We start from the raw sequence: 20,653 nt of genomic DNA on the forward strand, positions 1-20,653 counted from the left end.
AGAGGGGTGGGGATGGCGGGTCGGGCGGCGACGGTCGAGGAGCGGTATCGCCAGTTCTACCGCTGGGGGCCGTACGTGCTCCTCGGCGTCGCCACGGCGCTCGCCGGCGTCACCGCGAGCGAGCTGATGACCGGGGCCGAGACGGCCGTCGCCGGCGGCCTGGTCGTCGCGGTCCTCGTCCTCCAGCTGTGCCGGCACGCCCGTGAGGCGTCCGTACCGCCGTCCGGGGGCGAGGGCGCCGGCGGCGCGGGCGGGTTCGTCGCGGGCGCGCCGGGGCCCGCGTCCGTCGGCTATTTCGTGCTGCGTACGGCGCTCGCGTTCGCCCTCACCTGGCTAAATCCGTTCTTCGCCGTCTTCGCCTGTGTCGGCTACTTCGACGCGGTCGCCCTCCTGCCGCCCCGCCCGCTGTACGTGCGGTCCGGGCTGCTCGTCGTCGCCCTCACCCTGGCCGGTTCCCAGTCCGGCGGGCTCCCGCCGCAGTCCGCGCTCCAATGGGTGGCGTTCGTCGCCCTCTTCCTCCTCAACGCCGGTCTCGCCATCGGCCTGGCGCACCTCGGCGCCAAGGAGACCGAGAAGGCCGCCGAGCGCGCCGCGACCATCGCCCAACTCGCCCGCACCAACGCCCGTCTGGAACAGGCGCTCGCCGAGAACGCCGTCCTGCACGCCCAACTCGTCCTCCAGGCGCGGGAGGCCGGCGTCGCCGACGAACGGCGCAGGCTCGCCGCCGAGATCCACGACACCCTCGCGCAGGGACTCATCGGCATCATCGCCCAGTTGCAGGCCGCCGACACCGCCGACGCGGGTCAGGCGCGCGTCCATCACGAGCGGGCCGCCGCGCTCGCCCGGCACAGCCTCGGCGAGGCCCGCCGCTCCGTGCAGAACCTCTCTCCCGTCGCCCTGGAGCACGACACCCTGCCCGACGCGCTGGAGAAGACCGTCGCCGCGTGGGCCGAACGCACGGGCATAACCGCCCGGTTCACCGCGACCGGCACCGTCCACCCCCTCCACGACGAGGTCGCCGCCACCCTGCTGCGCATCGCCCAGGAGGCGCTGGCCAACGCCGAACGCCACTCCGGGGCCGGCCGGGCCGGAGTCACCCTCTCGTACATGGGCGACGAGGTCGTCCTCGACATCCGCGACGACGGACGCGGCTTCGCCCCGGACGCGCCGCCGGCCGCCGGTTCCGCTGACTTCCCCAGCCCTCCCGGCTCCCGCGGCGGCTTCGGGCTCGCCGGCATGCGGGCCCGCGCCGCCCGCCTCGCCGGGCGGGTGGAGATCGAGTCCGCCGTGGGTGAGGGCACGGCGGTCTCCGTTCGCGTACCGTTGGCCCGCCATGACTGAGATCACCGTGCTCCTCGTCGACGACCACCCCGTCGTCCGGGACGGCCTGCGCGGCATGTTCGACGCCGACCCCGGCTTCCGCGTCCTCGGCGAGGCGTCCGGGGGCGTGGAGGGCGTCGAACTCGCCCTCCGCCTCGACCCGGACGTCGTCCTCATGGACCTGCGGATGCCGGCGGGCGGCGGCGTCGACGCCATCGCCGCCCTCGCCCGGCACGGCGCCCGCGCCCGGGTCCTCGTGCTCACGACGTACGACACGGACGCCGACACCCTCCCCGCCCTCGAGGCCGGCGCGACCGGCTACCTCCTCAAGGACGCGCCCCGCGAGGAGCTGTTCGCGGCGGTGCGGGCCGCCGCCGAAGGCCGTACCGTCCTCTCCCCCGCCGTCGCTACCCGCCTCGTCACCGCCGTACGACGGCCGCCCGCGGGGCCCGTCGACGACACCCTGTCGGCCCGCGAACGCGAGATCCTCGTCCTGGTCGCCCGGGGCACCTCCAACCGCGCGATCGCCGCCGAGCTCTTCATCAGCGAGGCGACGGTGAAGACCCACCTCACGCACATCTACGCCAAGCTCGCCGTCAAGGACCGGGCGGCGGCCGTCGCCGCCGGTTACGACCGCGGGATCCTCGGGCGCGGCTGACCTGTCCTCCTGAGACGGGGGGCTGACCCAGTGCGGCCGAGGGGGCGGGTGCCGGTCCGCTGCGACCGGAACCGCGGCCCCATCGACTGCCAACGTCCGGCTCGTGAAGCCGTGTTCACCGTCGCCGCCCTGTCGCCACGTCCGTCCGTCCGCGGGCACTCCGTACGAGGGGACCAAAGCCTCCTGCCACGGACGGCCGGATACGGCCAATCGGAGAGAGGCGCTCCGGTCGGGGCGGCTCCGCACCCGCAAATCCCCTCCGTACCTGGGGTCCCGACGCTCCCGCCGGCGCCGCTGTCGCACAGGCAGCGCACGGGTGTCACACGTTCGTCACACACCTGTCGTCACCCCATCTCACTCACCGCCTCCGGCGTGGCCGGAAACCATGTGCTCCAACGCGCCGTTCCCCCACCGGCGTTGATCACCGGGCTGATGACCTCGGATACTGCGCTGGCCGACCGCGGGCGCCGTTCGCGCCGCTGGCCGGATTCGACCACTCGACCTCATCCCAAGCTCCTGGGGGAGACTTGCGCGCACCCGTGCAGAAAGCACGCGCCTTCACGATCGCCGCGGCCACCTCGGTGGCCCTCGTGGCGGGCATGACCGGCCCCGCCGTCGCGACCACCCGCACCACCTCGGCCACCTCGGCCATCCCGGCCACCTTGACCACTCCGACCACCCCGGGCGCGCCGCGTGCCTCGGGCACCTCCGCCGCGCACCCGGCCCGGATCGGCGGTGACCAGCGGATCCCGCTCGTCACCGGCGACCGGGTGGTGGTGGACGCCGAGGGCCGGATGGTGCGCTTCGAGGCCGCTCCCGGCCGCGAGCGCATACCCGTCGAGGTGCGGCGCACCGGCGACCGCACCCTCGTGGTGCCCGCCGACGCGCGGTCCCTGATCGCGGACGGCCGGCTCGACCAGCGGCTGTTCGACCTGTCCGTGCTCACCGACCCCCGGCTGCGGGCGAGCCACCGCTCCGGGCTGAAGCTGATCGTCCGGTACGACGGGAGCACCGCCTCCTCCGCTCGGGCGTCGCTCCGCGCGGCCGGCGACACCGAGGTGCGCCGCACCTTCCCGACGCTCGGCGCCGACGCCCTGCTCGCCTCCGCGGACGACCTGGCGCGGGTGTGGGAGGCGCTGACCGACCTGCGGGCGAGCGGCGCGCGGGCGACCGCCGCCGGCATCGGCACCGTGTGGCTGGACGGGGTACGGGGCGCGAGCCTCGACCGCAGCGTCCGGCAGATCGGCGCCGACCGGGCCTGGGAGTCCGGCTTCGACGGCACCGGCGTGCGGATCGCGGTCCTGGACACCGGTGTCGACAAGACGCACGAGGACCTGCGGACCCGGGTCGTCGGCGAGAAGAACTTCTCCGCGTCCCCCGACGCGGCGGACCGCGTCGGCCACGGCACGCACGTCGCCTCGATCGCCGCCGGCACCGGCGCGCGGTCGGGCGGCCGGTTCAAGGGCGTGGCGCCGGGCGCGGAGGTGATCAGCGGGAAGGTCCTCGACGACGACGGGTACGGCGACGACTCCGCCGTCCTCGCGGGCATGGAGTGGGCCGCCGCCGAGGGCGCCGACATCGTCAACCTCAGCCTCGGCAGCCCGGACACCCCCGGTGTCGACCCGCTGGAGGCCGCGGTCGGCCGGCTCTCGGCCGAGAAGGGCATCCTGTTCGCCGTCGCCGCGGGCAACGACGGCGAGGCCGGATCCTCGACGATCGGCTCGCCCGGCAGCGCCGACGCCGCACTGACCGTCGGCGCCGTCGACCACGAGGACCGGCTCGCGCCCTTCTCCAGCACCGGGCCGCGCGCCGACGACGGCGCCGTCAAGCCCGACGTGACCGCGCCCGGCGTCGCCATCACGGCCGCCGCCGCGCCCGGCAGCGCGATCGACACCCGCCCCGGCACGCCGCACCCGGCGCCCGGCTACCTCCAGATCGACGGCACCTCGATGGCCACGCCGCACGTGGCGGGCGCCGCCGCGCTGCTGAAGCAGCGGCACCCCGGCTGGACGGCCGCGGAGCTCAAGGGCGCGCTGACCGGGTCCGCCGAGGGCGGCGCCGGCCTCACCGCCTTCCAGCAGGGCACCGGCCGCGTCCAGGCCGACCGGGCGCTGGCGGCGACCGTGGTCCCCGAGCCGGTGTCGCTGAACTTCGGCACGGCCCGGTGGCCGCACGCCGACGACGAGCCGGTCACCCGGAAGGTCGGCTACCGCAACGTGGGGACGACCGACGTCACCCTCGACCTGTCGGTCTCCGGCCTGGACCCGGCCGGCAAGCCGGTGCCGGACGGCTTCTTCGCGCTCGGCGCCACCCGCGTCACCGTCCCGGCCGGCGGCTCGGCGGAGGTCGAGCTCACCGCGGACACCCGCGTGGGCTCGGTCGACGGCACCTTCACCGGGTACGTCACCGCCACCGGCGCCGGCCAGTCGGTGCGTACGGCCGCGGTGGCCGTGCGGGAGGCGGAGTCGTACGACCTCACCGTCCGCACGCTCGGCCGCGACGGCGCCGACGCCCGCGACTTCGCCAACACCCTCATCGGCGTCGCCGGGCCCGCGGCCGGCTTCCAGGCCCGGATCGACAACGAGCCCGGCAGCCACACGCTGCGCGTGCCCAAGGGGTCGTACACCCTGAGCACCGCCGTCTACGAGGACCCCTCGGACTACACCAAGGGCACCGACTGGATCGCGCAGCCCTCGCTCGACGTCTCCGGTGACACCGCGGTCACGGTCGACGCGCGCACGACGAAGCCGGTGGCCCTGACCGTGCCGGGCATCGACCGGGCGGACTACGCCGGCACCTACTACGAGCGGAACACCGAGATCGGGCGGGTCGGCAACGGCTGGGTGCTGCGCGGCCTCACCGGCTTCCGCACCGCCCACCAGGGTCCGGCCGTGACCGACGGCTCGCTGCTGCAGACCTGGGACGCGCACTTCCTCAAGGACGCCACCAGCCAGTACGCGGTCGCGTACGGCGGTAAGACGCAGACGGTGGCGACCGGCTACACCCGGCACGCGAAGCCCGAGGAGTTCGCCACCGTGAAGGTGGAGCTCGGCGCCTCCGCGCCCGGCAAGTCCGCGCTCGCGTCCCCGTACGCCCATCTGCCCGGAGCGCCCGAGGGCAACGGCTACTCCGCGCCGCAGCCGGCTCCCGGCACGCGTACCTTCCACGTCTCCACGGCCGACGGCGTCCGCTGGCTGACCCGCTTCAACCAGCTCGGCGCGCCCGACGAGTGGGGCTACCCGGCCCTGGAGGGCGGCTACGAGATGGTCGCGCCGAAGCGGTACGAGGCGGGGAGGACGTACGGCGAGCGGTTCAACGCCGGCGTCTTCGGCCCGCTCCTGGGCGAGGGCATGGGAGTCTTCCGTACGGCGCCCGACCCGGCGACGGGCGAGCAGCAGCTCGTCGGCGCGGTGCCCCTGCTGGCCGACGGCCGCGGCCACAAGGGCCTCACGCGCACGTCGAAGGTCCTGACGACGCTGTACCGCGACGGCGAGAAGGTCGCTTCGAACGAGGACCCGCTCAGCGGCACCGAGCCCTTCACCGTCGACGGCACCGAGGCCGCGTACCGCCTCGTCACCTCGGTGGAGCGGCCGGCGGAGGTCGCGGGGGCGTCCACCCGGGTCGAGACGTCGTTCGCGTTCCGGTCCGGGCAGGTCACGGAGACGACGGCGCTGCCGGTGTCCACGGTCCGCTTCGCGGCGCCGGTGGACCTGGAGACGCGCGCCCCGGGCCTGGCGTGGACGTCGGTTCCGGTGACCGTGCAGGGCTCCGCCGCCGGGGGCAACCTCAAGTCGCTTAGGGTGAGGGCGAGTTACGACGGCGGGAAGACGTGGCAGAACGTGCCTGTCGTGGCCGGCCGGATCGTCGTGAAGAACCCGGCGAAGGGCGCGGGCATCGCGCTCGCCGCAGAGGTCACCGACCGGCAGGGCAACACCTCCACGCTGACCGTCCTGAACGCGTGGATCGGCAAGTGACCAGCTGAGGCCCGGCCTGGGTCTTGTCGCGCCGGCGTCACCGCCCTGGGTGGTGACGCCGGCGCGGTGCGTGTGACGGCCGGGGGGTGGGGGACGTTGGCTGACGGAGTTCGTGCCCGCTGTCGGAGGTCCCGACGAATCGGCGACGGCGGCCCGGTGGCTTTCCCCGAAGACGGGGGCTTGCCCTGGCCGGACAGCGCCTCCACCAGCGAGGATGCCGTCATGAGCACCCCCCGGCCGATCCGCCCTCCCCGACGTACGCACGCGGCACCGGTGGCCTTCGGCGCGGGAGCGGCCATCGGGGTGCTGGGCGGGATGATCGGACTGGGTGGAGCGGAGTTCCGCCTGCCGTTGCTGATCGGGCTCTTCGGGTTCGCGGCGCTCTCGGCGGTGATCCTGAACAAGGCGATGAGCCTGGTCGTGGTCCTGGTCGCGCTGCCCGCCCGGCTCGCGGCGGTACCGGCCGCCGAGGTCGCGGCCCGCTGGCCCGTCGCCGTCAACCTCCTCGCGGGCAGCCTCCTGGGCGCCTGGGCGGGCGCGTCCTGGGCGGTGCGGATGCGTTCCACCACCCTGTACCGGGTGCTGGCCGGGCTGATGGTCCTCATGGCTGCCGCCCTCGTCCTCACCCACACCACCACCCTGGACGGCCTCGACCTGCCGCCCGCGGCACAGATCCCCGCCGGTGCCGCCGCCGGGTTCGGCATCGGCGTCGTCGCGGCGATCATGGGGGTGGCGGGAGGCGAACTGCTCATCCCGACGATCGTCTTGCTGTTCGGAGAGGACATCAAGACCGCCGGGAGCTTGTCCCTGCTGGTCTCCCTGCCCACCATGCTGGTCGCGTTCGCCCGCTACAGCCGCGACGGCAGCTTCACCGTCCTCCGGGCCAACCTCCGCTTCACCGCCACGATGGCCGCCGGCTCCGTCGCCGGGGCGATCCTCGGCGGACTGCTCCTCGGCGTCTTCCCGGACGCGGTGCTCATCCCCGCGCTCGCCGTGATCCTGCTCGTCTCCGCGCTCAAACTCGTCCGGCACGAGTGATCGGCCGTTCGGGCGCCTCCGGCTCTCATCGACACCGAGGTGACGCGAGGCCGATCTAGGTCACAGCTTGTCCTGTTTGAGCTTTAGGGTCGTCACCACGCGATGGACCACACGAGGGGACGGCACCGATGAAGCACACTGCACCCGAGGGTTACACCAGCGTCGCGCCGTGGGTGGTCACGGACGACACCGGCGCGCTGCTCGACTTCATCACCGCCGCGTTCGGCGGCGAGGAGATCGCACGGGTGCCGGTCGAGGACGGCACCATCGGCCACGGTGAGATCCGTGTCGGCGACACGGTGGTGCTGGCCTTCGACAGGCGGCCCGACTGGCCGGCGATGCCGTCGCTGCTGCGGATCTACGTTCCGGACGCGGACGCCGCCATGGCCGCGGCCGTCGCGCACGGGGCGCAGGTGATCACCGAGATCTCCGACAGCGCGTGGGGGGACCGTGGTGGCCGGGTGCGGGATCCGTTCGGCAACATCTGGTGGGTCGTGAGCCGCGTCGAGGACGTCGCACCGGACACGGCGTGGGAGCGCATGTTCGAGCCGAAGTACGCGGAGTCGATGCGCACGGCCCAGGAGACGCTGGACGCCGCGCTGAGCGGCCGGGACGCGGGTGTGGCGAGCGCTCCACGGCGCCCGACGCACTGAGCCCATCCCTGCTCGGAGAACTCGCTGCGAGCTCCTGACGGACAGGTTCCGGGCCGAGGTCGTCCCTGGCCGCCAGGAGCTGCACGTGGTCCCCCGCCCGTCGACGCGGCTCATTCCGAGTCGACGCCCTGCTGGTCGCCGCGGGCGACGGTACCCATGACCGGCGGGCGCTCCTGTCGGCGGACGGTCGTGCGAACTCCGGACCGGCCCCTCAGAGTTTGCCGCCCATGAGGAGCGTGCGATGCCCCCCGAGTGCGCGGGAGAGACCTTCGAGGAACGCGGGGCTGAAGTCGGGCCAGTCCCAGAAGGTGAAGCCGAGATGTCCGAAGGCGAAGTAGTCGTCCGACCAGGTCCACGCCGCCAGGTCACCAGGGCGCCGGCACTGCGGGCAGACGACTGCCGCGCTGCCCGTGTCGCTCCAGTCGCTGATGGCATCGCCGAAGGGCTCCCACGTACCCTCGATCTCCTCCAGCCGATCGGTGTAGAAGTCCGTCCGCCCGGCGCAATGAGGGCACACCGCGAACATGGGATCGCCCTGACCGCAGTTGAACACGGTGCGGCCGGTCTCGATCCTGAGGCCGCCGTCAGGCTCCCAGTCCTCCGGCCCCACTGCCTTGACCCACGCGGGACCGGGCGGATGCCCCGTCGGCGCCCCGAGCACGCAGTCGGTGAGCTCGGCCCGGACGATCCCCTCGCCGACCAGCCAGTCGAGTCCCCTCTCGGCCAGCGTGCGGGCGTCCGCGGGCGTGGCATCGAGGTCGACGACGGTCTGAAAGTAGTTCCCCATGAGGTCACAGTAGAAGCCGCCACTGACAGCACGTCGTCGAGTCCGCTGCCGGTTCGGGTAGCCGGCCCGGTGGAGGCGCGGTGGAGGCGCGGTGGGCTCGGGTCAGGGCAACGGTGAGGCCCACAAGCAGCCCGGCATCCGTCGCAGGGCGCGCGCTCATCCGGCGTTCTCGCCGCCACCATGGAGGAGCGGGGACGTGGCGGCCCACAGGTGCGTGGCGCCCGCCCCTGGGAGGCGCTTGAGAGACGGCCTTGAAGTCTGCACCGACCAGGTGGCCGTGCTCGTCCGCCCCTGCGTGGTCGATCTGCTCCTGGAGTGTCATCCCCCGATGGAGAGTGGTGATGACCTTGCCGCGGCGGGGACCGTACGCCCAGACACCCTCGCCGCGCCCGCTGGCGTCGAGGTGGACTGCGAAAACTGTTCACCACGACGCGCTGCACCGGCGTGCCATCACGCCGGCGACGGGCGAGAGTCGGGATGACGGGTGGCCTCTGGGACCCGCCGGTCCGAGCCGCGGTGCACGGCTCACGCCGGCGCTGCCGTCCGCAAACCCCCCTGCGCGATCTCCCGCGCCGCGGTGCGGGCCGCGCCCACGAAGGCCCTCAGCGCGCCGGTGGTGTCCCCGGCCCGCCAGACCAGTCCGTACCCGACCGGCTCCGCGTCCGCGACGGGGACGTACGCGACACCGGGTCGTGCGAAGTACGTCGCCGTGTGCGCGGCGGTGAGGAGGGCGCCCCGGCCACCCGCGACCAGCATCAGGGCCTCCTGCATCTGGGTCACGGAGGGGCCGGGGGTGATGGGCCTTCCGCTCGGGGTGCGGGTGGGGGTGTGGTGCTCCTGCCAGTAGTCGGGCAGCTCGCCCTCGACGGTGAGCAGGGGCACGTCGGCGAGATCCTCCAGGGAGAGGACGTCGCGGGAGGCGAGCGGGTGCGCGGACGGTACCGCCAGCACGCGCTCCTCGGTGAGGAGGGGCGCGCCGCCGCCCAGGTCGCCCTCCCGCACCGGGAGCTCCTGGAGCTGGATGTCGAAGGCGCCGTCGCGCAGGCGCCCGTACGGATCGCTCATCGGCACCTCGCAGATCTCCACGGCGAGACCGGGGTGACTGCCGCGCAGCGCCTCCGTCACCTTCATCACGATCTCGCCGGTGAGCGGGTTGGAGAATCCCACGTGCAGGACCGTGTCGATGCCGCGCGCGGTGGCGACGGCGCGTGCCAGCGCGGCGTCCATCGCGCGGTGGTGCGGTTCGAGGTCGTCACGCAGCCGGCGGCCGATCTCCGACAGGGTGACGCGGCGGCTGGTGCGGATGAACAGCGGTGCGCCGACGCGCCGTTCGAGGCGCTGGATGAGCTGGCTGACGCGGGCGCGGGAGAGGCCCATGCGGTCGGCGGTGCGGCCGAAATGCAGCTCGTCGGCGAGCAGCAGGAAGCACTCGACTTCGTCGCGTTCCATCGGACGGATCCCCTCGGGTGAACCGGATCGGCAGGGCAGGCCGGTCGCGTCAACGCCGGTGACGGGGCTGTTGTTCCGGGGAGCGGCGCGGGGAAGGCGACACGCACGGGGAGCACTGGTTACCCCGGACGACCCGGATCGGTAAGCCAGGCTGAATGACCGTCCACGTCTTCGCCGTTGTTCCGGCCCCGTGACCTGGCCGAAGGTGAACGAGCCGCCACCGCCCAGCGGACGGCACACCTCCCTCCCTCCTTCCCCCAGCCAGGAGTTGACCTGTCATGAGTACGGTGAGTACGACCAAGAAGGCGGCAGCCGCCGCACTCAGTGCCCGGGAATGGGGCGTGCTGCTCGTCCTGTGCGGCGCGATCTTCCTGGAAGGCATCGACGTCGCGATGCTGAACGTGGCGATGCCCGCCATCCGCGCGGACCTCGGTCTGTCCACCGGCACGCTGCAGTGGGTGATGAGCGCGTACGTGCTCGGATACGGCGGTTTCATGCTGGTCGGCGGCCGGGCGGCGGACCTCTTCGGGCGGCGCCGGATGTTCGTGTTCTGGCTCGCGGTGTTCCTGGTGTTCTCGGGGCTCGGCGGACTGGCCTCCGAGGGATGGCAGTTGATCACCGCCCGGTTCGTCACCGGTGTCGCGGCGGCCTTCATGACCCCGGCCGGGCTCTCCGTCATCACCACCGGCTTCGCGGAGGGCCCGCGCCGCAACAAGGCCCTGCTCATCTACTCCGGGACGGCAGCCGGCGGGTTCTCGATCGGCCTGGTCGTGGGCGGGCTGCTCGCGTCGGTCGACTGGCGGTGGGTGTTCTTCGCGCCGGTGGTCCTGTCGGCGCTCATCCTGATCGGCGCGCTGGCCTTCGTACCGAAGTCGCCGCGGCCCGACCGGACCGGGCAGAGCCTGGACCTGGTCGGCGGTCTGACCGTCACCGCGGCCATCCTGCTGCTGGTCCTGGGCGTGGAGCGGGTGAGCCACGCGTCTCTCGTCTCGACCGTCGTCACGCTGGGCGCGGGCCTGGCCTCCCTCGCCGCCTTCGTCGTCGTCGAACGCCGCGCGGCCACGCCCCTGGTCCGGCTCGGCATCTTCCGCAGCGCGGCCCTGCTGCGGACCAACGTCGCCGGTCTGCTCTTCGCTGCCGGGTTCTTCGGCTTCCAGTTCCTGGTCGTGCTCTACCTCCAGGAGTTGCGCGGCTGGTCCACGCTGGAGACCAGCTTCGCGATGATCGTGATCGGTGTCGACGCGATCCTCTCGCCGACCGTCGTACCCAAGCTGGTGGACCGCTTCGGCAACGCCCGCCTGATCTTCGGCGGCCTGGTCCTCGCCTCCCTCGCGTACGCGCTCTTCCTGCCGCTCGGCGCCGACTGGACGTACCTCGCGATGCTGCCGAGCCTGCTGCTGCTCGGCCTGTCCTTCGCGCTGACGTACGGGCCGCTGACGATCGTCGCGACGGAGGACGTCAAGGAGGAGGAGCAGGGGCTGGCCGGCGGGCTCCTGTACACCGCGTTCCAGTTCGGCGCGGCTCTCGGTCTCTCGGCGGCGGCCGCGGTCAACGTCGCCGCCACGGCGTCGGACACGGCCGCCGCGCGCCTGGACGGCTACCAGGCCGCGCTGTGGGTGCCGCTCGCCGCGGCTCTGGGCGCGATGCTGGTCAGCGCCTTCGGAGTGCGGCGGGGCAGGGGCACGGACGATGCTGCCGCCTCGGAGCACGACCCGTCGCCCGAACTCACCGCCGCGAAGTAGCCCGGCCGCCGCCGACCCGTGAAGGAGCACCCGCTGTGCCCACGACCAAGACCGACGCGTTCACCGACATCCAGGACACCTTCCTCGCGTACATCCGCGACATCAAGTACGCCACGATGATCACGGTCGACCGCGAGAACCGCCCGCGCGCCAGAGTCCTCCTCCCCGTCTGGGAGGTCGTCGACGGGCGCCCGGTCGGCTGGCTGGCCGCGTACAAGACCCCGGTCAAGGCGGCGCACCTGGCCCACAGCCCGTACACGACGTACTCGTACTGGAACCCCCGCCAGAACACCGTCCACGTCGACGCCCTCTCCACCTGGGCCGAGACGGACACCGACCGCCGGCACGCGTGGGACCTCTACCTCAAGGGCGGCCCGCAGGGGGTGGGTTACGACCCGGTCCACTACTGGCGAGGCGGCGCGGACGACCCGGCGTACCACGTGATCCGGATCGAACCCTGGCGGATCCAGCTGGTGCGGGGCTCGGACCTGCGCAGCACGATCTGGCAGCCGCAGCTGTAGCCAGCGGCAGGCTGACCCGGCGACTCGCCGGCGCGGCGGCGCCGGTTGTCGCGGTGGGCACGTTTACCTTGAGCAGCCGCTCAATCGCTTCGCTAGGGTGCGGCCATGGTGAACTACGTGTTGGTTGCAGGTGCGCGGCTCGGCTCATGGGCGTGGGATGAGGTCGTGCCTCATCTGCGGACGGGCGGCCACGGCGTCCACCCGCTGACGCTGTCCGGTCTCGCCGAGAAGCGAGGCGTGCCGGCCGGGCAGCAGACCCACGTTCAGGACGTCGTCGATGAGGTCGAGCGCCAGGATCTGCGTGAGGTTGTCCTGGTGGGCCACAGCTACTCGGGCATCCCCGTCGGGCAGGCGGCCGAGCGGATCGGCGACCGGCTGGCAGGCGTGGTCTTCGTCGACTCCAGCGTCCCGGCCGATGGCGAATCGTTCCTCTCCTCCTGGCCGGACGGCGGGGCGACGGTGACGGCATCGATCGCCGAGACCGAGGGCTTCTGGCCGGTCGCGCCTGCGGCCCACTTCGAGGGCCACGGTCTCTCCGACGAGCAGATTGCGCGGATCGTTCGCGGCGCGACGCCGCATCCGGGCGCCACGCTGACCGAACCAGCCGTGCTGGAACGGCCGCTCAGCGACCTGCCGGCAACGTACGTCAAGTGCACGCTCGGCGACCCCGAGCCGAGCGAGGACGTGGCGAAGCTCCTGCTCAGCGAGCGCTGGCGGCTGGTCGAGATGGACACCGGCCACTGGCCGATGTTCTCCCAGCCGCGCGAACTGGCACAGGTCCTCCTCGACACGGTCCGGGAGTGACCGCGGCCCCCGTTCGCGTCTGGCGCCAGGCGGCGGGAGAGGCGACGAGGACGATCGCCTCGTCGCGGACCGCCCACTCGCCGTCTCGCGCGCGCGGCGGGCTGGGTATCCCATGGGGGGCTGGGGGCGCGGCGAGCGACACGGACCACCTCAGACGCCCCGCCCCCGACCGCGCCCACTCGCCTCGCGCCCGTCCCGAAACGACCCATGCGACCCCTCTCACTCAAGCCGTAGGCTCCGCACATGCCGACCGAGAACCACCCGCATGACGCCGCCCAGCACTGGCAGGACTGCGCGGTTGACGTGTACGACTTCCTGGACCAGGTCCGTCTGCGGCCCGGCATGTGGCTGCGCGCCGGCTCACTCCACGATCTGCAGACCATGCTGATCGGCTACCAGGTCGCCCTCGGCGTGCACTCCATCGACGACCCCTGCGACTTCTGGCCCGGGGGAGCCTTCAGCCAGTGGGTCGGGGCACGCCGGGACGGCACCGGCTCGCTCGGCTGGGCAGCCGACATCGAACGCAGTACACCCGACGGCTCCACCCCCGTCGAAGAGTTCTTCCGCCTCCTCGACGCCTACCGGAACGAAACGGGTCGGGCATCCGCGACGAACCGCCTCCCCGGCATCGAGTACATGATCAACACCTTCGTCACCCTCTTCTGGCGAAAGCGTCTCCTCAGACAGGCGACTGATCGGCTCGAAGACCGAGGCTTCCGCGTGATCCGCCTGGAAGCCGGCCGTTGGAACACGGAGCGCGACATGCACCGCGCCATCGCCGCGGCCCTGCACTTCCCCGACTACTACGGACACAACCTGGACGCCCTCAACGACTGCCTCGGCGACGTGGCCTGCTACGGCGCGTACGACGACGCACCCGAGGGCGCCGGGCTGGTTCTCGCCTTCACCGACTACGACCGGTTCACCGCAGCCTGCCCCAAGGCCGCGCAGGACGTCCTGGACATCGTCGCCGACCAGGCCCGCCAGGCCACCGCCCTTCGCCGCCGCCTGATCGCCCTGGTCCAGAGCAACGACCCACGAATCCGCTTCGAACCCGTGGGCGCCATGCCCGTCATGTGGAACCCGGACGAGTCGTTGGACGCCAGTCGTGGCGCGTAGGGCGGGGCGGGCCATGGCGGCAGACTGCGGGCTGCCCCTGGTCGACATAGCCGAGCCCGCGGACCTGCGCAGCCACTGCTGCGAAACCGGGCCGTGAGCTCAACGAGGTCACCGTCCTGTGTCTCAGCGGCTCCCGCACCAGGATCGCCACTACGGCGTCACGGCCGACAGCCGGCTCACGGTGGTCCTCGGCAAAGCTGATGTACGCGTCTGGGGCGCCGCCGGTGATCCGACTGGTGCAGCGGCCGGCCCGATCGACGACGCCTCAAAGGGGCGAGGGCGCGCCAGTCGGCAAACCTGGGCCAGCAGGCGCCTGGGCGCTCTCGTGGCGCGCTGACGACGCAGGCCACAGGCAACCGCATTCGGTCCGCGCGGTGTTCTCCAGGCTCGGCCGAGCACAGGAGGAAGGCAGCCGTGCCGCCGGACGGACATCACGGCGCACCACCTGCGGTGGCGGCCGGCTCGGCACGGGCCCCGGCGATCGCCGCTCGCGCTGTCGTTCGAAATGAGAGGGAGGACACGTTTCTCCGTGCATCCCTCCGGGTCGCTCGCGCATCTTCTCTGCGCGAGGGCCGTACGAACGTCTCCTCGGCGACGTCAACTCCTATCGAGGGCAGAGCACTTTGATATCCACTCCACTGCGGGTACGCCGGGCCGTGACGGTCGTGGTCACGACCTCGGCTCTTCTGGCCGGAGGCTTCTCCGCGAGCCAGGCGCAGGCCGCGGCGCCGCCGGCGCCGTCCATCACCGCTCCGGGCGGGTTCGTCATGAACAACGGCACGGGTGCCGCGTTGTTCGGGAAGGGCGCGGACACCCGCCGGGCCACCGGCTCCACCACCAAGATCATGACGGCGAAGGTGGTACTCGCCCAGAAAGGCCTGAACCTCGACGCGAAGGTCACGATCCAGAAGGCGTACAGCGACTACATCGTCTCCAAGAACGCCTCCTCGGCCCGGCTCATCGTCGGCGACAAGGTGACGGTCCGGCAGCTGCTCTACGGCCTGATGCTGCCGTCGGGCTGCGACGCCGCCTATGCGCTGGCCGACAAGTTCGGCACCGGTTCGACCAGGGCGGCCCGGGTGAAGTCGTTCATCGGGAAGATGAACGACGAGGCGCGGCGCATGGGGCTGCGCAACACGCACTTCGACTCGTTCGACGGGATCAGCAACGGGACGAACTACTCGACGCCTCGCGATCTGACGAAGATCGCGAGCAGCGCGATGAAGAACAGCACGTTCCGCACCATCGTCAAGACCAAGTCCACGACGCAGAAGGTCACCACCAAGACCGGCGGTTACCGGAACATGTCCTGGACCAACACGAACAAGCTGCTGAGCACCTACAGCGGCGCGATCGGCGTGAAGACCGGCTCGGGCCAGCAGGCCAAGTACTGCCTCGTCTTCGCGGCGACCCGTGGCAGCAAGACGGTCATCGGTACGGTCCTCGCCGCACCGAGCGAGGCGAACCGCGCGTCGGACGTCAAGAAGCTGCTGGACTACGGCTTCGCGCGCTGAGTCCTCCCCTCCCCCCCTCGTCCAGGGGCATCCCCCTGCTCGGGAGGTCCTTGTTCGGGGGGGGCGGGCGGGGGCATGTCGCAGAGTGCCGGGCAGCGGGCAGCGACCGTCAGGCCGGCACGGCAGCGGCGCCCTCACCATCCCGAGGAACCGCGTATCCCGGCACGGAAGGCCAGCGGACCGTCACGACCACGGACTCCTCCTCGGCGAACCAGGAGTGGTCGACGCCCCTCCCCCACACCACGTAGTCGCCCTCGCGCTCCAAACGGACGGTGCGCCCGGGCAACTCGACCCGGAAGCACCCCCGGATGAGCACCAGCAGGGCCGTACGCTCCTCGCCCCTCGTCCATCCGGCCCGCTCGTCGCCCGCAGGATGGACGCCCCACTTGATCTCCACGGCCTCGCTGTGCCGGGGATCGGAGGCGTCCTTGAAGTGGCCCAGCAGCCATCCCCGGTCGAGAACCGCGTCCGCGCCTGCGTTGCCCACGTACACGCTGTCGGTCATGGCTCGGGAACGTACCACTGGGTCTGCCTCTGTGCCGGGATGATGCGCGAGGCCTTCAGTCTGGCGGAGCGGGTGCAGGACGGCTGCTGGCGCCGGGGCAACCCCCTTTCGCTTGCGGCCTCCTCTCGGTTCGGACGAGCGAGGAGTACGGGAAGCCGCGCCGCTGCGACGCCGGCAGCGGCGCCCCTGACCGGCCCGCGAGCACGCTTTCGCCTGTCGTACCAGCGCCGGCTGCAGCGCTCGCGCACGATGGGTTCGTCCTGGGCATGCCGGGCGCAGGGGGCGCGAGGCTCCCCCTCGTCCTGCCCCCGGCCCTGGGTGGAGCCGCCGCGAGCGGACCGAACCCGTCGACCGCCGGCGGCAGGCCGGCTCTTGAGTGCCCCGCTCCGCCCGTGGTCTCCATAGGGCCAGAAGAAGCGATGCCGACCGAGTCATCGGCGGGTTCGTGTACGCCACGGTCGTGCCGGCTCCTGAGGCCCGCGTACTCTGCGCCTTCCCCGAGGGAGAACGGGGAGCTCGCCCCATGCGCGCCGACGTCTCGTCCCCCTCCACGCGCTTATGCCGCTGGAACCAGGCAAGGCGGGTTACCGGGTAACCGGCCGTGACGAGAACGCGGCACGCGCTACCGTCGTCACCCGCATGCATCGGAAGATCACTGCTAGCGACCCCGCCCCGTTCGCCGACGAGGAGCGGAGACGCCCAAGACTTTTCGAGGAGATCAGTGATGGCACGTGCGGAGATGAGCGCGAACCGACGCCAGCGGAAGGTCCGCCGCTGGACATCTTCGCTTTCTCCTGCCGGATGGTCGCGGCCTATGGCCTGGAGAACATCACCTACGTTCCCCAGGTTCTCGCGAGATGTCTCGAGCCGCGCTCGGCCGTCCTGTTGAGCGTGGTAGGACTTCCGCACTCAGAGGTCTTCACTTCCCGGGAATCGGTGCCGTACCCGTATCCGATGGATAGGGATTCCGTCGCCCTGGAAAGGCTGTTCGACCATCATGGCGTTCCCCGCCCGCCAGAGAGCCGAAGGTGGTGGGCGATCGGCTACCTTTTCGAGTCACTTGTGGCGTTGGATCCTGCATCCGGAAAGATCTACGCATTCCCTGGAGGACAGGGTGGGTATGCCGAACTCCATCGGAATATGGATTCTCTGCTGTTTACGCTCATCGAGTTCCGCAAGCTTGAGAGGGATTACGACGAGGGAATGTCCCCGGGGGAAGTCTCAGCACGTTTCACACAGGTGGTGGGGGCCTTCGATCCCACGCCCTTCACCGATGAGGATTCGCCGTGGAACATCGCGCTTGAGGAACTGGAGCACGGGATCTGGTGAACACAGCACCCGGTGACCCGTGAAACGCGAGATATGGCATGTCGCTCAACCTGAGGGCCGGGGGACCCAAAGCGCATTCGGCGCGCTGGGCGCAGAGTTGGAGGGCGCGTCCGTCACGGCGGACCCACGCCGTTCCCGCTCAGGAACTCGTGGGCGCCGCGGAGGCGGGTGTGCAGCCTCTGCTGGGTGGCGCTGCTGTCGAGTCGTACGTCGAGCCCGCCGGGCAGGTCCGTGTCGGAGCGGCGGGCGGAGGGCAGCCGGGCCGGGTCGAGGCCGTCCCGGCGGGCAATGAGCTCGCCGAGCTCGTGACGGCTCACGGCGTCGGGACCGGCGAGGTGGAAGACGCCGGCGGCGCCGGAGCGGGTGATCTCCCACAGGGCGGCGGCCAGGTCCCTCACGTGAACGGGGCAGCGTACGTCGTCCGTGAACAGGGCTCCCTGTCGCGTGCCGGCGGCCAGCGCGTGCACCAGCCGCTCGTGCTCGGACCCGCCCTCGCCGATGATCAGCGACGTGCGGGCGACGGCCGCCCCGGGGCACAGGAGGCGTACAGCCGTCTCGGCGGTCGCCTTCGCGGCACCGTACGGGGTGAGCGGATCCGGGAGGCAGGACTCGTCGTACCAGTGGCGGCCCCTACCGGAGAAGATCGCGTCGCTGGAGACGTGCACCAGGCGGATGCCGCGTTCGGCCGTGGCCTGGGCGAGGCGGATGGCGCCCTCGGCGGTGACCTCCCAGTCCGCTCCGCCACTCGTCGCGTTGATCACCGTGCTTGGGGCCACCGTGTCCAGGACCTGCTCCAGGCGGGAGGGGGCTCGGAGGTCGAGGCGGTGCCATGCCGCGCCCTCGTGGTCGCCGGTGCGGGAGTGGAACGTGGCGGCCGGGCGGCAGCCCTCGGAGACCGCCTGGCGTACCAGCTCGGTGCCCAGGAAGCCGCTGCCACCGATGATCAGCGCAGTCATGCGACCTCACGTTACGGGCGACTGGTGCCGCCGCACGGTGCTTCGGCGGAAACCGCTGATGTCGTGACGGCGCCCGTCACGTCATCAGTGCCGGGGACGGACGGATGGGCTGGGGCTGTGGAAGCGGGCGAGAGCGCGCAAGCCCCGCTGACGCCGCTGGACCCCACACCGGATTCATCTGCGGGAACGGAACGGATATCCGAGCCGGAATCGGACAGCGTCCGGCACGGTTCCGCCAACGTCCGCCGACCTGCTGCGCTCCGGTCGCCTGATCGGCTGCACTGTTCCCCGGCCCCCTCAGATGGCGGCCGAGAACACCGCAGGAAGCGCGGTCGGGGTGGGGGGCGGATATCGCATGATGACGATCAACGTGGCAGTGCTGCTCGCGGTCATCGTGGTGATGCGGTTGCGTCGCAGGACGCAGGCCAGAAGCCGCGTCGAGGAACGCAACACCGCGCTCTTCGTCCTCGCTCTGGGCATCGTGATCGCGCCGACCCCGCTGGGGCAGGGCCTCTTCGACGTGATCAAGCATCTGGTGAGCGGCGTCTCGCAGGTCGGCGTATGAGCCCCCGGCCTCGGTCGGGCACGCGCCGCTCCCCCGCCCCGCGCCGGCGGCGTACGACTCACGCTTCCCGACGCCGACCCGCACCGCGCCGCCGCCCGGCTTCCTACCGCCGCGGGAAGGGTGTCGGTGGGGAGCAGGTCGGTCTGCTTCTCCTGGCGCTCGCCGTGGTGTGGAGCCTGGCCGTCGGAGCGCTGCGGTGGCTGGCCGCGCATCCCTGGGTGCCGTGCGTGCTGCTGGCGCTCGCGGCGGTGGCGGGCGGGGTGTGGGTTCACCGGCGCCGGGAGGCCGCCCGCTGGAACCGGGTCCGGGAGCGGGGACTGCGCTACGCGATGCCGCAGATCGACGCCCTGCACCATCGGCAGTTCGAGGAAGCGGTACGGGACCTGATGCGCCGCGACGGCTGCTCCGAGGCGGTCCGGGTCGGCGGGGCCGGCGACAACGGCGCCGACGTGAAGGCCACGGACCCCTTCGGCCGCCTGTGGGTGATCCAGTGCAAACACCGGCGGGCCGGATGGGCCGGCTCCGCGGTCGGCACCCCGGACCTGCACGTCCTCAACGGCACCGGCCGCCCCGTCCACAACGGCGATGTCGTCGTGCTGGTCACCAACGGTCGCTTCACGGACAAAGCCACCGCCTTCGCCCGCTCCCAACGACTCCACCTCGTCGATCGCCACCTGCTCGCCCAGTGGGCCGCCGGCTCCACCCCTCTGTGGGACCTCTTGGGCGCCGTCCCCTCCCCACGCCGTCCCGCCTCCGGCTCCTGATCGCCGCCGGGCCAGGATGTAGCGCCGGGGCCGCCTCTTCTACCCTCCTCCTGACCAGCGACGACCACGGGCGTGGCAGATCATGCTCGAATCCGATGCTTGAATGGACCGAACGATGTTTCTGTCCGGCGAGGAGATGTGCTGTGCCCCTGGTGTCCGTCGTGATGCCCGTGTACAACTCGGCGGCCACGCTCGGCGCGGCTGTCCGGTCCGTACTCACCCAGACCCACACCGACCTGGAGCTGCTGGTCACCGACGACCAGTCGACCGACGGCTCCATGGACCTGCTGCGCCAGTTCGCCGAGCAGGACGAGCGCGTTCTGCCGCAGCGGGCGCCCGAGCAGGGCGGCGCGGGCCGGGCCCGCAACCTGGCGATCGAACGGGCCCGCGGCGACTACATCGCCTTCCTCGACAGCGACGACATGTGGCTCCCGGAGAAGACCGAGAAGCAGCTCGCGTTCGCGGCCGAGGGCACCGCCCCCCTGACGTTCACCTCGTACTACAAGATGGACGCCGACCACGCCGGCGAGAGCGTCGACTGGGTCCCGAACGGGCGCGTGATCCGCGCGCGCGGGCACGTGGACTACCGCGCGATGCTGGTGCGGGACTACATCGGCGCCCTCACCGCCATGTACGACCGCAGGGTGCTGGGCACGCGGCTGATGCCGGAGATGCGCAAGCGCCAGGACTACGCCCTGTGGCTGTCGATCATGCGGGACGGCGCGGACGCCCGCGGCCTGGCCGAGCCGCTCGCCGTGTACCGGGCGCAGCAGGCGAACTCCCTGTCCTCCAACAAGGCGTCCTTGATCAAGTACAACTGGGAGCTGTACCGCAAGCACGAGCACCTGTCGGTCCCCCGGTCGACGCGGGCGCTCGCCGGCGCGGCGTGGCAGTCGCTGCGCAATTCCCGCATCTAGCTCCGCTCCCTCCGGGGGCGGGTACCGGCGTCCGGCGC

General features: G+C 72.0%; 18 protein-coding genes. 14 read left to right on the plus strand and 4 right to left on the minus strand.

The window, feature by feature from the left end; all coding sequences use genetic code 11:
- Positions 1 to 12: 12 nt before the first annotated feature.
- The 5 genes from ACFVQZ_RS15190 (at position 13) to ACFVQZ_RS15210 (ending at position 7,643) form a co-directional block, all read left to right on the plus strand.
- Positions 13 to 1,341 (plus strand): sensor histidine kinase, encoded by a 1,329-nt coding sequence (locus ACFVQZ_RS15190; RefSeq protein WP_383622464.1) that lies wholly within the window; start codon positions 13 to 15, stop codon positions 1,339 to 1,341.
- Positions 1,334 to 1,978 (plus strand): response regulator, encoded by a 645-nt coding sequence (locus tag ACFVQZ_RS15195; RefSeq protein WP_383622467.1) that lies wholly within the window; start codon positions 1,334 to 1,336, stop codon positions 1,976 to 1,978. The genes ACFVQZ_RS15190 and ACFVQZ_RS15195 overlap by 8 nt, the downstream gene beginning before the upstream one ends.
- 539 nt (positions 1,979 to 2,517) lie before the next feature.
- Positions 2,518 to 5,952 (plus strand): S8 family serine peptidase, encoded by a 3,435-nt coding sequence (locus ACFVQZ_RS15200; protein WP_383622470.1) that lies wholly within the window; start codon positions 2,518 to 2,520, stop codon positions 5,950 to 5,952.
- Positions 5,953 to 6,174: 222 nt separating this feature from the next.
- A complete protein-coding gene (locus ACFVQZ_RS15205) occupies positions 6,175 to 6,990 on the plus strand; it encodes a sulfite exporter TauE/SafE family protein (RefSeq protein WP_383622473.1) in 816 nt (271 codons plus the stop codon).
- 128 nt (positions 6,991 to 7,118) lie between these two features.
- The gene (locus tag ACFVQZ_RS15210) at positions 7,119 to 7,643 is read left to right on the plus strand and encodes a VOC family protein (protein WP_383622476.1); all 525 of its coding nucleotides are present in this window, start codon (positions 7,119 to 7,121) and stop codon (positions 7,641 to 7,643) included.
- Between the two features lie 211 nt (positions 7,644 to 7,854).
- Here ACFVQZ_RS15210 and ACFVQZ_RS15215 read toward each other — a convergent pair whose 3' ends face one another.
- Together ACFVQZ_RS15215 and ACFVQZ_RS15220 are read right to left on the minus strand one after the other, a co-directional pair.
- On the minus strand, positions 7,855 to 8,430 hold the full coding sequence (locus tag ACFVQZ_RS15215) for a hypothetical protein (protein WP_383622479.1): 576 nt from the start codon (positions 8,428 to 8,430) through the stop codon (positions 7,855 to 7,857).
- Between the two features lie 525 nt (positions 8,431 to 8,955).
- Positions 8,956 to 9,879: a LysR family transcriptional regulator gene (locus tag ACFVQZ_RS15220; RefSeq protein WP_383622482.1), complete on the minus strand. Its 924-nt coding sequence runs from the start codon at positions 9,877 to 9,879 to the stop codon at positions 8,956 to 8,958.
- A gap of 278 nt (positions 9,880 to 10,157) precedes the next feature.
- On the opposite strand from ACFVQZ_RS15220, the gene ACFVQZ_RS15225 reads away from it, so the two are divergent.
- The 5 genes from ACFVQZ_RS15225 to ACFVQZ_RS15245 all read left to right on the plus strand — a co-directional run bounded on the left by ACFVQZ_RS15225 (position 10,158) and on the right by ACFVQZ_RS15245 (position 15,579).
- Positions 10,158 to 11,621: an MFS transporter gene (locus tag ACFVQZ_RS15225; RefSeq protein WP_383622485.1), complete on the plus strand. Its 1,464-nt coding sequence runs from the start codon at positions 10,158 to 10,160 to the stop codon at positions 11,619 to 11,621.
- 35 nt (positions 11,622 to 11,656) lie between these two features.
- On the plus strand, positions 11,657 to 12,142 hold the full coding sequence (locus ACFVQZ_RS15230; protein ID WP_383622488.1) for a pyridoxamine 5'-phosphate oxidase family protein: 486 nt from the start codon (positions 11,657 to 11,659) through the stop codon (positions 12,140 to 12,142).
- Between the two features lie 105 nt (positions 12,143 to 12,247).
- Entirely contained in the window at positions 12,248 to 12,946 is a 699-nt protein-coding gene (locus ACFVQZ_RS15235; protein ID WP_383622491.1) for an alpha/beta fold hydrolase, read from the plus strand.
- Between the two features lie 243 nt (positions 12,947 to 13,189).
- A complete protein-coding gene (locus tag ACFVQZ_RS15240) occupies positions 13,190 to 14,065 on the plus strand; it encodes a barstar family protein (protein ID WP_321193484.1) in 876 nt (291 codons plus the stop codon).
- Between the two features lie 656 nt (positions 14,066 to 14,721).
- Positions 14,722 to 15,579 carry a hypothetical protein gene (locus ACFVQZ_RS15245; RefSeq protein ID WP_321193483.1) on the plus strand — a complete coding sequence of 286 codons (858 nt, stop codon included), beginning with the start codon at positions 14,722 to 14,724 and terminating at the stop codon, positions 15,577 to 15,579.
- 109 nt (positions 15,580 to 15,688) lie between these two features.
- Here ACFVQZ_RS15245 and ACFVQZ_RS15250 read toward each other — a convergent pair whose 3' ends face one another.
- Positions 15,689 to 16,084, minus strand: a complete 396-nt coding sequence (locus ACFVQZ_RS15250) for a signal peptidase I (RefSeq protein ID WP_383622496.1) — start codon at positions 16,082 to 16,084, stop codon at positions 15,689 to 15,691.
- 639 nt (positions 16,085 to 16,723) lie between these two features.
- On the opposite strand from ACFVQZ_RS15250, the gene ACFVQZ_RS15255 reads away from it, so the two are divergent.
- On the plus strand, positions 16,724 to 17,413 hold the full coding sequence (locus ACFVQZ_RS15255) for an SUKH-4 family immunity protein (RefSeq protein ID WP_383622499.1): 690 nt from the start codon (positions 16,724 to 16,726) through the stop codon (positions 17,411 to 17,413).
- A gap of 113 nt (positions 17,414 to 17,526) precedes the next feature.
- Here ACFVQZ_RS15255 and ACFVQZ_RS15260 read toward each other — a convergent pair whose 3' ends face one another.
- Positions 17,527 to 18,369: an SDR family oxidoreductase gene (locus tag ACFVQZ_RS15260; RefSeq protein ID WP_383622502.1), complete on the minus strand. Its 843-nt coding sequence runs from the start codon at positions 18,367 to 18,369 to the stop codon at positions 17,527 to 17,529.
- A gap of 355 nt (positions 18,370 to 18,724) precedes the next feature.
- On the opposite strand from ACFVQZ_RS15260, the gene ACFVQZ_RS15265 reads away from it, so the two are divergent.
- From ACFVQZ_RS15265 to ACFVQZ_RS15275, 3 genes are all read left to right on the plus strand, one after another.
- Positions 18,725 to 18,934 carry a hypothetical protein gene (locus tag ACFVQZ_RS15265; RefSeq protein WP_383622505.1) on the plus strand — a complete coding sequence of 70 codons (210 nt, stop codon included), beginning with the start codon at positions 18,725 to 18,727 and terminating at the stop codon, positions 18,932 to 18,934.
- 164 nt (positions 18,935 to 19,098) lie between these two features.
- Positions 19,099 to 19,698 carry a restriction endonuclease gene (locus ACFVQZ_RS15270; RefSeq protein WP_383622508.1) on the plus strand — a complete coding sequence of 200 codons (600 nt, stop codon included), beginning with the start codon at positions 19,099 to 19,101 and terminating at the stop codon, positions 19,696 to 19,698.
- Positions 19,699 to 19,841: 143 nt separating this feature from the next.
- Positions 19,842 to 20,615 carry a glycosyltransferase family 2 protein gene (locus ACFVQZ_RS15275; RefSeq protein WP_030498219.1) on the plus strand — a complete coding sequence of 258 codons (774 nt, stop codon included), beginning with the start codon at positions 19,842 to 19,844 and terminating at the stop codon, positions 20,613 to 20,615.
- The last annotated feature ends 38 nt before the right edge of the window (positions 20,616 to 20,653 follow it).

Origin of the sequence: Streptomyces sp. NPDC057854 (assembly GCF_042797055.1) — a bacterium.
In the GTDB taxonomy this organism is placed as follows: domain Bacteria; phylum Actinomycetota; class Actinomycetes; order Streptomycetales; family Streptomycetaceae; genus Streptomyces.